Raw genomic sequence first — 12,935 nt, 5'->3', positions numbered from 1 at the left:
GGCAGCGGGGCTCCTGCCTTTGCCGGGTCAGCCGGTGAAGAGGAAGTACTTCCAGGCGCCGTCCGTCGTCGAGTTCACCGAGTCGCCCGACGAGCCCTTGACGTAGGAGTCACGCACCCGGAAACGGACGTTCTTCGGCGGGGTGCCGGTGATCTGCACCTGGGACTTGCCCGAGGAACTCAGCGTGAAGTACTGCGTGCCCGTCGTCACCCAGGAGCCCTGGGAGTAGGCCTGCATCTGCAGACGCTGCTTGCGGCCCGGGTAGGCCGTCATGGTCGTCGTGAAGACGGGGTCCGTGGACTGGTGGAAGTAGTAGTACGTGTGTCCGTACACCGACCTCGTCGTGTAGTGCTTGGAGACGGCCGTCGACACACTGACCCGGGCGCCCACCTTCACGGTCACCGACTTGGCGGCGTAGCGGGCGTCGCCCGCGAACTTCGCCGTGACCGTCGCGTTCCGCTTGAGGTCGAGGGTGACCGACAGGTTGCCGGACGCGTCGACCCTGCCGGTCCGCACCCGCGTGTTGGGCTTGTCGGAACCGTAGGGGTCGGCCCAGATCTCGACCGTGCGGTTCTTGTACGTCGAGCCGAGGTGCGCGGTGAACTTCACGTCCGCGCCGTAGGAGTACACCTTGCCGTTGTTGTTCAGCGTCAGGGCGGGGGTCGCGCGCGAGACGGCCACGGTGTCCGAGCCGGATCCCGCCGCGTGGGCGGGGTCCCCCGCGTACGCGGCCGTGTACTTCACGTTGCCGCCGACCGTCGGGGTGTCGGTGAAGGAGTACGTGCCGTCGGCGGCGACCGCCACCGAGCCGAGCGACTTGCCTCCCGGTGACTCCAGGTCGGTGCGGGTCAGCGTCAGCCGGACACCGGCCGGGAGCGCCTCCTTGGACGTGACCTTGCCCTTGACGGTCAGCTTCCTGGCGCGGGTCGCGGTGGCCGGGGCGCTCACGCTGACGGAGGTGGCCGGCTTGGCCGCGTCGACCAGGACGCGCAGCGAGTACACGCCCAGGCTGTTGGTGGAGACGGCGAAGAGCCGGCTCTGGTCGGGTGCCCAGGCGAGGCCGGACTCTGCCAGCGTGTCGGCGCCGCTGCTGTCCCCGGTGTTGGGGAAGTCGTACTGTCTGAGCGCACTCGTGGCGCCGGACCGGAAGACGTACACGTCCGGGTCGTACCAGGCGAAGGAGCCGGCCGCGACCATGCCGCTCGGGGCGATGTCGACCGCGTTCGGGTAGGCGACGGTCCGGTAGGTGCCGTCGTCCGACAGGTCCGACGTGCGGTACACGGTGTGGGCGTTGGGGCCCGCGCCGGCGACCACGACGTCCTTGCCGTCCGGTGTGACGGCCAGGTCCGCCAGGCTGCCGCCGCTCGACGGAGAGGTGTGGGCGGTACGGACGACCGTGTCCCCGGACACGTCGTACACGGCCAGTTCGAGCGGGCTCTGCACCGGGATGCCGGCGACCAGCTGACCGGGCGCACCCGGTGCGGAGGCGAGCATCGGGGCCGCGAACCAGGGACTGTCGGCGTCCTGGGCCAGCGCGACCTTGTGCTCGGGACCGGTCAGGTCGACGGATCCGATGTTGCCCTGACCGGCCGAGCCGTAGCCGAACCAGAGCCTGCCGCCCGCGAGGGCCGGGTACTTCGGGTCGGTGTTGCCGGTCGGGTAGCGGTCGGACTGGGTCGCCGTCGCCGTGTCGACCGCGACGATCGCGTCGTTGCCACCGGGCACGGCCGCGTACAGCGTGCCGGAGTCGGCCGACAGTTCGAGTCCCTGCACACCCGGCAACGAGGTGATCTGCTTGACGACGCTGCCGCTGTAGTCGGTGACCACGATCTTGCCGTTGGACGGATCGCTCACGAAGACCCGCCGGTGGACCCCGTCCACCACGATGTCGCCGACGGACTTGACCGGCAGGACCTTGCTGGAGTCGGCGGCGGCCGTCGTGGCCGTGCCGACGGTCAGGGCCACGGAGCCGAAGGCGACCGCGAACGCCGTGGCCATGGAAAGAGTGCGCTTGCGCACGCTGATTCGAACCCCCCGGAACGAAGATGTGGGGCCGCCGGACGTGCGGGCGACGGAAGCTGTGCGTGACCTGTGCACTCCGTGCGGCGAATGAGCGAAGGCTAAGTCATGGCACTGACAACCCGATCAACGGGGGGCACTTGCTACACGGCGTACAGAGCCTCTATCTCCCTGCCGAAGTCCTTCTCGATCGCCGCGCGCCGCAGCTTCATGGAGGGGGTGAGGTGGCCGGCCTCCTCGGTGAAGTCGACGGGCAGGACGGTGAACCGGCGGATGGACTCGGGGCGCGAGACGAGCCGGTTGGCCTCGTCGACGGCGCGCTGGAGGATGGCCAGCAACTCCGGTTCGTCCGCCACGAGTTCGGGGGAAACCGGGTGCTTGCCGTTCATCCGGCGCCAGTGGGTGATGCCCTCGGGGTCGAGGGTGAGAAGGGCGGAGACGAACGGGCGGCGGTCGCCCAGGACCATGCACTGGGAGACCAGCGGATGGGAGCGGAGGAAGTCCTGCAGGGGTGCCGGGGCGACGTTCTTGCCGCCCGCGGTGATCAGGATCTCCTTCTTGCGGCCGGTGATGGCGAGATAGCCGCCGTCGTCCAGTTCCCCGATGTCGCCGGTGGCGAGCCAGCCGTCCGGGGCGGCGTCGACGACACCGCCCGCGTGCGGGTCCCAGTAGCCGCGGAAGACCTGGGCGCCGCACAGCAGCACCTCCCCGTCGGCGGCGATCCGCACCCGGGTGCCCGGCAGGGGCAGACCCACCGTGCCGAGGCGCGGCTTCTGCGGGGGCGTGACGGTCGCGGCGGCCGTGGTCTCCGTCAGTCCGTACCCCTCGAAGATCTCGATCCCGGCTCCCGCGTAGAAGGCGGCGAGCCGGCGGCCGAGCGGGGAGCCGCCGCAGATGACGTGCCGGACCCTGCCGCCGAGGGCGCTCCGGATGCGGCGGTAGACCAGGGGGTCGTAGAGGGCGCGGGCCGCGCGCAGGGAGCGGCTCGGTCCGGGACCGGTGCCGTGTTGCCCGGCCTCGACCGCCTCGCCGTACTTCTGGGCGATCCGGGCCGCCCGGTCGAAGGACGGACCGCGGCCCATCCGTTCGGCCGTGGCGCGGGCGGTGTTGAAGACCTTCTCCAGGACGTACGGGATGGCGAGCAGGAAGGTCGGCCTGAACGAGGCCAGGTCCGCGAGGAGTTCCTCGGTCCCCAGACCCGGCGCGTGGCCGAGTTTCACCCGGGCGCGCAGACAGGCCACGGCCACCATGCGTCCGAAGACGTGCGAGAGGGGGAGGAAGAGGAGGGTGGAGGCGGGTTCCTGGGTGCGGGACCTGAAGACCGGGTGGAGCAGTTCGACGGCGTTGTCGACCTCGGCGAAGAAGTTGCCGTGGGACAGGACGCAGCCCTTGGGACGGCCGGTGGTTCCCGAGGTGTAGATGAGGGTGGCGAGCGTGTCCGGGCCCAGCATCCCGCGCCGTACGGCCACCTCCTGGTCCGGGACCTCTCGGCCGAGTTCCGCGAGCCGCTCCAGATGCCCCTTCTCGAAGACCCACATGTGCCGCAGGTCGGGCAGGTGATCGCGCTCGGGGCCGAGCGCCGCCGCCTGCCCCACGTTCTCCACGGCGAGCGCGACGGCCCCCGAGTCCTGGAGGATCCAGCGGGTCTGGAAGACCGAGGAGGTCGGGTAGACGGGCACGGTGACCAGGCCCGCGGCCCAGGCGGCGAAGTCGAGGAGCGTCCATTCGTACGTCGTCCGGGCCATGATGGCGATCCGGTCGCCCGGCACGAGCCCCTCCGCGATCAGCCCTTTGGCCACCGCCAGGACCTGGTCGGCGAACTCCGCGGCGCTCACGTCCCTCCAGCCCTCGCCGTCCGGCGCCTTCCGGCTGAGGACCGGCTCCAGCGGAGCCGCTGCGGCGTTGTCGAACGGGATGTCCGCGAGGGAGCCGTGCGTCACCCGGCCCACGATCGGCGGCACCGCGACCTCGCGCACGACACCGTCCAGCCGCTTGATCTCGGGCTCCGGGAGGAGGGGGACGGAGTCGGAGGAGTACGGGCTGGACACGGGGCGGCTCCTTGTCGGCCGGAGGCCGGGGCGGGTGCAAGGCGTGTTCGGGCTCGGACGGGCGCGGGGCGCACATCCTCATACGGCCCTGGGAAACGGGGGGTTCAGGGGTCTCCGCAACCCGGTGAGACGGGGATCGTACGGCGCCGAAGTGTGGGGTTTGTGACGCTTTGCCGCAGGCGAGGTGGGAGTTACCCGGGGTAGCTGTGCCCTTCTGCGCACCGACGGCCCCTGCGCCGACGGCCCCGGCGACCTCGGCGCGGACACTCCCGGGGCACCCGCGCCCGGACCCCCGCGAGCCGTCACCGGGCACCCCGGCCCCAGGGGATCTCCGCACGGCATCTCGACCCCACCCTCCCCCTGACGTAGCCTTACCCCCGGTAACTTACTCCAGAGTAAATAGATGCCCGCCCGGACACCGGACAATCCCCTTCCCGGAAAACACCGTCCCGCCCGCCGAGAGCCGCACCTCCCCGTCCGCCTGGAGACTTCGATGCGCACTCAGCCGCCCGTCCGCCCCGAGCCGCGGACCCGCACCCTCGCCGCCGCCCCCTCCCTCGTCCCGCTGCTGGCCCGCGGCGCCCTGCTCTCCCCCTTCAAGCGACCCCGCCCGGACGCCCCCGTCCCCGCCACCCGGCTCGTCCTCCCCGGCGTGCGGATCGACCTCGCCCACCTCGCCGCGTACGAGCGGGCGTGCGGGTTCCCGACCGGCGCGGACGCCCTGCCGGTGACCTATCCGCACGTGCTCGCCTTCCCGCTGGCGATGCGGATCATGGCGGGGCGCGCGTTCCCGCTCCCGCTGCTCGGGCTGGTGCACACCTCGATCGAGATCACCCGGCACGAGGGGATCACCGCGACCCAGGAGCACGAACTCGAGGTGACGGTGGAGAAGTCGGCGCCGCACCGACGGGGGACGGAGGTGACCGTGCTGACCGGGGCGAGGGCCCGCGGCAGGCTCGTGTGGGAGTCGAGGAGCACCTATCTCGCCCGGCACCGCCCCCGGACCCCGGACCGGACCGGGACCGGGACCGGGACCGGGGAGCACGAGACCCCGCCGCGCGCCCCGCTCCCCTCCCCCGGCGGATCCGAGCCGCTGCCGGCCGTCGCCGAGTGGCACCTCGCCCCGGACGTCGGCCGCCGCTACGGCGCCGTCTCCGGGGACCGCAACCCCATCCATCTGCACCCCCTCACCGCCCGCCTCTTCGGCTTCCCGCGCGCCGTCGCGCACGGCATGTGGACGGTCGCCCGCTGCCTCGCCGAGTACGGACCAGGGCAAGCGGTCGAGATACGGGCCGAGTTCAGGGCGCCGGTGCTGCTGCCGGGGACGGTGACGTACGCCGAGCGGGGGCCGTCCTTCGAACTCCGCTCGGGCGGCCGGGTCCATCTGCGGGGCGACGTACGGCCGCACGCGTGAGACGGATGACCTTCGGGCGAACGGCGCATGGCCCGAACCCCTCACCGCACGGCGCCCCGGCCGTCGGCTCCCGGTCGGCGGGGCCGGGGCGGCACGGCAGGGCGTCGGCAAGAGCGATCCGTACGCCGCCGCCCGCGCCCGGGCCGCCGCGCCGGAAGCGTCCGAACGGCTGCCCGCGCTCCGGCCGTACTACTCGCCGCAGCGGGCGGGCGCGTATCTCGAAGGCATCCTGGAGCGCAACGGCCTCGACGAGAAGGGCAGGCCACTGGCGCCCGCGCCGGACGGGAACGCGGGCCCCTGCGGACGGTGGTCCGCCGGGCCGCGCGCTGCGGCGCCAGGTCCCTGTACCGCGTGGGCCGTGAGAAGGTCGCCCCCGCGCTGCGCCGCTGGGGCCGGAACCGACGTCGGCCGGCTCGGCGGGACCCGCCGGCCGGAGGTGTCAGACCTCCGCCGCGGCCCGGGACGGGACGCCCGCGGCGGGCGGGGTCCAGGGCCGGCCCTGCATGAGGGTGCCGAGTCCCGCCCAGGCGAAGTTCATCAGGGTGGCGGCGGCCTGCCGGGCCGAGACGCCGGGGGTGGCGTTGGCCCACGCTGCCATCGACTCGGCGGCGCCGACGAGCGCCTCCGCGAGTCCGGCGACCTCGCGCGCGGGCAACGACGGGTCGCGGTGCGCCTCGCGCGCCGCGACGACGATCAACTGCGTGACGAACCGGACCAGTTCCTCGCGCATCGCGAAGACCTCGGCGGCGAAGGGCTCACCGTGCGTACGGGCCTGGAGGTGCAGGACCGACCAGCCGTCGGGGTGCTCGGCGGTGTGGGTGAAGAACGCCCGCAGCCCTTCCCAGAGTTGCCGGTCCGCGGGCAGCTCCGTGCGGACGCCGGAGCGGACCGCCGCGGTGAGCGCCTCGGCCTCACGCCGGATGCACGCGGTGAAGAGGTCTTCCTTCGAGTTCAGGTACAGGTACACCAACGGCTTGGACACGCCCGCCAGTTCGGCGATCTCGTCCATCGACGCGGCCCGGTACCCACGCTGCCCGAAGGTCCGTACGGCCGCGTCCAGCATCTGCTGTTCGCGCACCGCACGCGGCATCCGCTTGTTCTTCACAGCACCCATGCGCCAAGCCTACGAGGGGCCGCCGCCCGGCCGGGCGCACAGCGGCCTCAGGAAGCCTGGTTCGCGGCGCCCCGGGCGGCCTCGTCCACGGCGGCGTCCTCCTGGTTGCGGTTGCGCTCCAGGTTGGCCTTGGCGCGGTCGACGCGGGCGACGACCTGCTCCGAGGCGCGGTCGCGGGCGCCGCGCAGCGCGACGAAGCTGATCGGCGCGGAGATCACCAGGGCCAGCAGGACGATCCACATGAAGTTCGAGTCGCCGAGGCCGCGCGGGGCGATGCCCGAGTAGACGAGGCCCCAGACGACCACGAAGCAGCCCACGAAGACACCGAGGCGCATCAGTGTGTAGCGGAGCATCTCAAATCCACTCTTCCGTTCCGAATGTTCCCGAAGAACCCCGTCCAGTGAAGCACGCCGGGAGGTCGATCTTGCAGGGGGTCCTCCGTCGCCCGGCGCCGGGCACCTCAGGCGCGCCGGGCGAGGGGCAGCAGCATCGTGACGTCGTCCCGTTCCTCGCCGGGCGCGACGCGGATCGCGCCCGGGACCCGCCCGACCTCCTTGTAGCCGCAGGAGGCGTAGAAGCGCTCCAGGCCTTCGCCGCCCCGGCAGGTCAGCCGTATCGCGTCGATGCCGTCGAGGCCGCCCGCGGCCTCCTCCGCGGCGGCGAGCAGGTCCCGGCCGTACCCCTTGCCCTGGTGCCGTGGGTGCACCATCACGGTGTACAGCCAGACCCAGTGCCGCATCAGCCGGTGGGTGTTGTGGGTGATGAAGGCGGTCGCCGCGACGGCGCCCCCCTCGTCCCGCCCCACCAGGAGCCGGGTGCGGCCCTCCGCCATGGCGACGAAGTGCTTCACGAGTTCGGGGCGCACGTCGCCGGCGGCCACCGGCGGCACGAAGCCGACGGAGCCGCCCGCGTTCGAGACGTCCACCCACAGGGCGACGACACCGTCCCGGAGTTCGGGGGTGACCGCCGGGTCCAGTTCGAAGACCAGTGCCACGTCAGACCCGCATCGGCTGGGGCGCCTCACGGCGCGCCGGGTCCGGTCCGTCGTACTCGCGGATGATCTCGTACCGCGTGTTGCGCTCCACCGGGCGGAAGCCCGCGTCGCGGATGAGGTCCAGCAGGTCCTCACGGGTGAGCTTGTTCGGGGTGCCGTAGTTGTCGGCGTCGTGCGTGATCTTGTACTCGACGACCGAGCCGTCCATGTCGTCGGCGCCGTGCTGGAGCGCGAGCTGGGCGGTCTGGACGCCGTGCATGACCCAGAAGACCTTGACGTGCGGGACGTTGTCGAAGAGCAGGCGCGAGACCGCGAAGGTCTTCAGCGCCTCGGCACCGGTCGCCATCTGGGTGCGCGCCTGGAGCCGGTTCCTGACCTTGCCGTCCTGCATGTCCACGAAGTCGTGCTGGTAGCGCAGCGGGATGAAGACCTGGAAACCGCCGGTCTCGTCCTGGAGCTCACGCAGCCGCAGCACGTGGTCGACCCGGTGCCGGGGCTCCTCGATGTGCCCGTACAGCATCGTGCACGGGGTCTTGAGACCCTTCTCGTGCGCGAGGCGGTGGATGCGCGACCAGTCCTCCCAGTGGGTGCGGTGGTCGACGATGTGCTGCCTGACCTCCCAGTCGAAGATCTCCGCGCCGCCGCCGGTCAGCGACTCCAGACCGGCCTCGATCAGCTCGTCGAGGATCTCGGAGGCCGACAGCCCCGAGATGGTCTCGAAGTGGTGGATCTCGGTGGCCGTGAACGCCTTCAGCGAGACGTTCGGCAGGGCCTTCTTCAGCTCGCTGAGCGAGCGCGGGTAGTAGCGCCAGGGCAGGCTGGGGTGCAGGCCGTTGACGATGTGCAGCTCGGTGAGGTTCTCGCCCTCCATCGCCTTGGCGAGCTTCACCGCCTCCTCGATGCGCATCGTGTACGCGTCCTTCTCGCCCGGCTTGCGCTGGAACGAGCAGTACGCGCAGGACGCGGTGCACACGTTCGTCATGTTCAGGTGGCGGTTGACGTTGAAGTGGACGACGTCGCCGTTCTTGCGCGTGCGCACCTCGTGCGCGAGGCCGCCGAGCCACGCCAGGTCGTCCGACTCGTAGAGCGCGATGCCGTCCTCGCGGGTCAGCCGCTCACCGGCCCGGACCTTGTCCTCCAGCTCGCGCTTGAGCCCGACATCCATGCGATTACCTCTCCCTGTGACGAACGCTGCAACCGTACTCCCCGCCCTCTCGGCGAAAAGCCCCCACCTGGGCCTTTCGCCCCCCGGGGTGTGCCTAGTCCTCTTCCGGCAGCTCTCCGACCCGGTTCTCCCACTTCGTGGAGAGCACGATCGTCGTACGGGTGCGGGAGACGCCCTTGGTCCCGGACAGGCGCCGGATGGTCTTCTCCAGTCCGTCGACGTCGCTGGAGCGCACCTTGAGCATGAACGAGTCGTCGCCCGCGATGAACCAGCAGTCCTCGATCTCGCTGAGGTCGCGCAGCCGCCGGGCCACGTCCTCGTGGTCGGCCGCGTCGGAGAGCGAGATGCCGATCAGGGCGGTGACGCCGAGACCGAGCGAGGCCGAGTCGACCGTCGCGCGGTACCCGGTGATGACGCCGGCCGCCTCCAGCCGGTTGATGCGGTCGGTGACACTGGGTCCCGACAGACCGACGAGGCGCCCCAGCTCCGCGTAGGAGGCCCGGCCGTTCTCCCTCAGGGCCTGGATGAGCTGCCTGTCCACCGCGTCCATGCGATCGAAGCCTTCCACTGAAAAGGTCTGAGAAGTCCTGAGAATCTTGCGAGTCTAGGGGGTCGCGCCCCGGGAACCGCTCCCGAGTTCGCCCTTCCACCGGCGGTAGAGACCGTGTTCGACGCCCGCCGCGTCGAGGACCCGCCCGGCGACGAAGTCCACCAGGTCCTGGATGTGCGTGGCTCCCGCGTAGAACGCCGGCGAGGCGGGCAGCACGATGGCGCCCGCGTCGTCCAGGGAGACCAGGTGACGCAGTGTCTGCCCGTTCAGCGGGGTCTCCCGCACGGCCACGACCAGCTTGCGCCCCTCCTTCAGGGTGACGCTCGCGGACCGCTGCAACAGGTCCTTGGACAGGCCGAGCGCGACCCCGGCCACGCACGCGGTGGAGGCGGGTACGATCAGCATGCCCCGGGCCGGGTACGAGCCCGACGAGGGCCCGGCCGCCAGGTCGCCCGCGCTCCAGTGCCGTACGGCGTCGAGGTGCTCGTCGGGGACGTCGAAGGTGCCGGGCTTGCCGTCGGCGCCCCGCTCCAGCCACGCGCGCAGGTCGCCCCGCCAGTGGGCGTCACGGAAGGGGAGGCCGGTCTCGTCGAGCAGCGTGAGCCGCGAGGCCCTGCTGACGACCAGGTCGACGCTCTCCCCCGCGTCCAGCAGCGAACGCAGCACCGCGGCCGCGTACGGCGTACCGGACGCGCCGGACACCCCCACGATCCAAGGCCGGCGCTGCGTCTGTCCTGGCTTCATGATGTCGAGCCTATCCGGCCACCGCCCATGTTCAGACCGTCAGCCCGCGCACCAGCAGGTCGAGCAGGGCGCACACGAACAGGGCGATCCCGATGAAGCCGTTGACCTGGAAGAACGCCCGGTTGAGCCGGCTCAGGTCGTGCGGCTTCACGATGGAGTGCTCGTAGAGGAACGCGCCCGCCACGATCACCAGACCGAGCCAGAAGAAGGCTCCGGCGCCGGTGGCCACCCCGTACCCGACGAAGAGCGCCGTCGTCACCGCGTGGCAGACCCGCGCGCCCGTGACCGCGGCCGGGATGCCGAAGCGGGCCGGCACGGACATCACACCGATCTCGCGGTCCGTCTCGACGTCCTGGCAGGCGTAGATCAGGTCGAAGCCGCCGATCCAGACGCCGACCGCGAGACCGAGGAGGACCGCGTCCCAGGACCAGGAGCCGGTGACGGCGATCCAGGCGCCGACCGGGCCCATCGCCTGGGCGAGCCCGAGGATGGCCTGCGGGAAGTTCGTGAACCGCTTGCCGTACGGGTAGACGACCATCGGGATGACCGCGACGGGCGCCAGCGCCAGGCACAGCGGGTTGAGCAGGGCCGCGGCACCGAGGAAGACGACCAGGGCGATCAGCGCGCCGGTCCAGGCGTGCTTGACGCTCATCGCGCCGGTGACCAGTTCGCGCTGGGCCGTACGGGGGTTGCGGGCGTCGATCTCGCGGTCGATGATCCGGTTCGCCGCCATGGCGAAGGTGCGCAGACCCACCATCGCGACGGTCACCAGGAGCAGCTTTCCCCAGTGGATGTTCTTGTCGACCTCGAACATCGCCGTCAGCGCCGCGATGTACGCGAAGGGCAGCGCGAACACCGAGTGCTCGATCATGACGAGGCGCAGGAACGCCTTGGTGCGGCCCGGCTGCGGAAGCGCCGCGGAAGCTGAACTCACAGCCCGTACTCCTTCCAACGGCGGTCGACCGTCGCCGCCGTCTTCGGGTCGGACAGCACCATCTCGGGCCAGCCGCCGTCCCGGGTGTAGCCCTCCTCGGGCCACTTCCTCGTCGCGTCGATGCCCGCCTTGCCGCCCCAGAACTGCTGGTAGGAGGCGTGGTCGAGATGGTCGACCGGGCCTTCGACGACGGTGAGGTCACGGGCGTAGTCCGTGTTGCCGAGGGCGCGCCAGGCGACCTCGTGCAGGTCGTGGACGTCGCAGTCCGCGTCGACGACCACGATGAGCTTCGTCAGGGACATCATGTGGGCGCCCCAGACGGCGTGCATCACCTTCTGGGCGTGCTTGGGGTACTTCTTGTCGATCGCGACGATCGCGCAGTTGTGGAAACCGCCCGCCTCGGGGAGGTGGTAGTCCACGATGTCCGGCACGATGATCTTCAGCAGGGGCAGGAAGAACCGCTCCGTCGCCCGGCCGAGGGGCCCGTCCTCCGTCGGGGGCCGCCCCACCACGATCGACTGGAGCAGCGGCCGGCGCCGCATCGTCACGCAGTCGATGGTCAGCGCCGGGAACGGCTCCTGCGGGGTGTAGAAACCGGTGTGGTCGCCGAACGGCCCCTCGGGCAGCATCTCGCCCGGCTCCAGCCAGCCCTCCAGGACGACCTCGGCGTTGGCGGGCACCTGGAGCGGGACGGTCTTGCAGTCGACCATCTCGATCCGCTTGCCCTGGAGGAACCCGGCGAAGAGGTACTCGTCGATGTCCCCGGGCAGCGGGGCGGTCGAGGCGTAGGTCACGGCGGGCGGGCAGCCGAAGGCGATCGCCACGGGCAGCCGCTCGCCCCTGCGGGCCGCGACCTGGTAGTGGTTGCGGCTGTCCTTGTGGATCTGCCAGTGCATGCCGATGGTGCGCTTGTCGTGGCGCTGGAGCCGGTAGAGACCGAGGTTGCGGATGCCGGACTCGGGGTCCTTGGTGTGGGTGAGCCCGAGGTTGAAGAAGGAGCCGCCGTCGTCGGGCCAGGTGAACAGGGCGGGCAGGGCGTCGAGGTCGACGTCCTCACCGCGCAGCACCACCTCCTGCACCGGCGCGTCCTTGACCTTCTTCGGCGGCACGTGCGCCATCGCGCCGAGCTTGCCGAAGGCCTCGCGCACGCCGACGAAGCCGTGCGGCAGCTCCGGCCTGAGCAGTCCGCCGATCTTGTCGGAGATCTCGCCGTACGACTTCAGCCCGAGGGCCTTCAGCAGGCGCCGGTCGGTGCCGAACACGTTCATCGCGAGGGGCATGGCGGAGCCCTTCACGTTCTCGAAGAGGAGCGCGGGCCCGCCGGCCTTCTGCACCCGGTCGACGATCTCCCCGACCTCCAGGTACGGATCCACCTCGGCCTTGATGCGCTTGAGGTCTCCCTCGCGCTCCAGCGCCCTGAGCAGGGAGCGAAGATCGTCGTAAGCCATGTGTCCAAGTATCGGCCACCCGCTAATCTGTGCCCGTCACCGGGGGGCCCGTGCCGCCCCGCCGTCGCTCACTGGGGGATCGTTCGGCCATGCTCAGGTATCTGCCCTTCCTGCTGGTCCTGGCGCTGTGGATCTACGCCTTCATCGACTGTCTGAACACGCCGGAGGAGGAGGTCAAGGGCCTGCCGAAGGTGGTCTGGGTCATCATCATCCTGCTCTTCGGCGAGGTGCTGGTCGGTCCGATCGCCTGGCTGGTCGCGGGCCGCAACCGCCGGGGCCCCGCGGGCGGCTCCACCCCCTCCGAATGGCACCGCAACCACCGGACGGAGTTCGTCGCGCCCGACGACAACCCCGAGTTCCTGAAGTCCCTCAAGGCCGAGAACCGCAAGGACGAGGCCCTGCTGAAGGACTGGGAGGCGGACCTGCGCCGCCGCGAGGAGGAACTGCGCCGGCGCGAGGACCGGGGCGGGTCCGACGAGGAGTCCTGAAGGGTCCTGAGGAGTCC

At 71.2% G+C, this 12,935-nt stretch carries 12 protein-coding genes; 2 read left to right on the top strand and 10 right to left on the bottom strand.

Features of this window, described 5'->3' with window-relative positions; all coding sequences use genetic code 11:
- Positions 1-27 precede the first annotated feature (27 nt).
- Positions 28-2,019, bottom strand: coding sequence for a hypothetical protein (locus CW362_RS05835; RefSeq protein ID WP_103548277.1), 1,992 nt, complete (start codon positions 2,017-2,019; stop codon positions 28-30).
- 143 nt (positions 2,020-2,162) lie between these two features.
- Positions 2,163-4,067 (bottom strand): AMP-dependent synthetase/ligase, encoded by a 1,905-nt coding sequence (locus tag CW362_RS05830; RefSeq protein ID WP_103548276.1) that lies wholly within the window; start codon positions 4,065-4,067, stop codon positions 2,163-2,165.
- A 493-nt stretch (positions 4,068-4,560) separates the two neighbouring features.
- On the opposite strand from CW362_RS05830, the gene CW362_RS05825 reads away from it, so the two are divergent.
- The gene (locus CW362_RS05825; RefSeq protein ID WP_103548275.1) at positions 4,561-5,481 is read left to right on the top strand and encodes a MaoC family dehydratase; all 921 of its coding nucleotides are present in this window, start codon (positions 4,561-4,563) and stop codon (positions 5,479-5,481) included.
- Positions 5,482-5,920: 439 nt separating this feature from the next.
- Here CW362_RS05825 and CW362_RS05820 read toward each other — a convergent pair whose 3' ends face one another.
- From CW362_RS05820 to CW362_RS05785, 8 genes are all read right to left on the bottom strand, one after another.
- Positions 5,921-6,595, bottom strand: coding sequence for a TetR/AcrR family transcriptional regulator (locus CW362_RS05820; protein WP_103548274.1), 675 nt, complete (start codon positions 6,593-6,595; stop codon positions 5,921-5,923).
- 47 nt (positions 6,596-6,642) lie between these two features.
- On the bottom strand, positions 6,643-6,948 hold the full coding sequence (locus tag CW362_RS05815) for a DUF4229 domain-containing protein (RefSeq protein ID WP_103548273.1): 306 nt from the start codon (positions 6,946-6,948) through the stop codon (positions 6,643-6,645).
- Between the two features lie 107 nt (positions 6,949-7,055).
- Positions 7,056-7,589, bottom strand: a complete 534-nt coding sequence (locus CW362_RS05810) for a GNAT family N-acetyltransferase (protein WP_103548272.1) — start codon at positions 7,587-7,589, stop codon at positions 7,056-7,058.
- A 1-nt stretch (position 7,590) separates the two neighbouring features.
- Complete coding sequence (gene mqnE, locus CW362_RS05805) at positions 7,591-8,754, bottom strand: aminofutalosine synthase MqnE (RefSeq protein WP_103548271.1); 1,164 nt, start codon at positions 8,752-8,754, stop codon at positions 7,591-7,593.
- A gap of 94 nt (positions 8,755-8,848) precedes the next feature.
- On the bottom strand, positions 8,849-9,304 hold the full coding sequence (locus CW362_RS05800; protein ID WP_037627278.1) for an Lrp/AsnC family transcriptional regulator: 456 nt from the start codon (positions 9,302-9,304) through the stop codon (positions 8,849-8,851).
- A 54-nt stretch (positions 9,305-9,358) separates the two neighbouring features.
- A complete protein-coding gene (locus tag CW362_RS05795; RefSeq protein ID WP_103548270.1) occupies positions 9,359-10,048 on the bottom strand; it encodes a UbiX family flavin prenyltransferase in 690 nt (229 codons plus the stop codon).
- Positions 10,049-10,079: 31 nt separating this feature from the next.
- Positions 10,080-10,982, bottom strand: a complete 903-nt coding sequence (gene mqnP / locus CW362_RS05790; protein WP_103548269.1) for a menaquinone biosynthesis prenyltransferase MqnP — start codon at positions 10,980-10,982, stop codon at positions 10,080-10,082.
- Positions 10,979-12,430 (bottom strand): menaquinone biosynthesis decarboxylase, encoded by a 1,452-nt coding sequence (locus tag CW362_RS05785; protein ID WP_103548268.1) that lies wholly within the window; start codon positions 12,428-12,430, stop codon positions 10,979-10,981. Before CW362_RS05785 ends, mqnP begins: the two co-directional genes overlap by 4 nt.
- A gap of 89 nt (positions 12,431-12,519) precedes the next feature.
- Between CW362_RS05785 and CW362_RS05780 the strand changes: the two genes are divergently transcribed.
- On the top strand, positions 12,520-12,918 hold the full coding sequence (locus tag CW362_RS05780; RefSeq protein WP_103548267.1) for a PLD nuclease N-terminal domain-containing protein: 399 nt from the start codon (positions 12,520-12,522) through the stop codon (positions 12,916-12,918).
- Positions 12,919-12,935 lie beyond the last annotated feature (17 nt).

This window comes from Streptomyces populi (assembly GCF_002911015.1).
Lineage (GTDB): Bacteria > Actinomycetota > Actinomycetes > Streptomycetales > Streptomycetaceae > Streptomyces > Streptomyces populi.
The sequence above is the reverse complement of the archived record's forward strand: the minus strand, read 5'-3'. Positions and strand labels throughout refer to the sequence as shown.

Excerpts from the sequence above, each read along its gene's own strand:
- CW362_RS05820 (WP_103548274.1), bottom strand. The coding sequence starts at position 6,595 with ATGGGTGCTGTGAAGAACAAGCGGATGCCGCGTGCGGTGCGCGAACAG.
- CW362_RS05780 (WP_103548267.1), top strand. The coding sequence starts at position 12,520 with ATGCTCAGGTATCTGCCCTTCCTGCTGGTCCTGGCGCTGTGGATCTAC.
- CW362_RS05815 (WP_103548273.1), bottom strand. The coding sequence starts at position 6,948 with ATGCTCCGCTACACACTGATGCGCCTCGGTGTCTTCGTGGGCTGCTTC.
- CW362_RS05825 (WP_103548275.1), top strand. The coding sequence starts at position 4,561 with ATGCGCACTCAGCCGCCCGTCCGCCCCGAGCCGCGGACCCGCACCCTC.
- CW362_RS05800 (WP_037627278.1), bottom strand. The coding sequence starts at position 9,304 with ATGGACGCGGTGGACAGGCAGCTCATCCAGGCCCTGAGGGAGAACGGC.
- CW362_RS05785 (WP_103548268.1), bottom strand. The coding sequence starts at position 12,430 with ATGGCTTACGACGATCTTCGCTCCCTGCTCAGGGCGCTGGAGCGCGAG.
- mqnE (WP_103548271.1), bottom strand. The coding sequence starts at position 8,754 with ATGGATGTCGGGCTCAAGCGCGAGCTGGAGGACAAGGTCCGGGCCGGT.
- CW362_RS05795 (WP_103548270.1), bottom strand. The coding sequence starts at position 10,048 with ATGAAGCCAGGACAGACGCAGCGCCGGCCTTGGATCGTGGGGGTGTCC.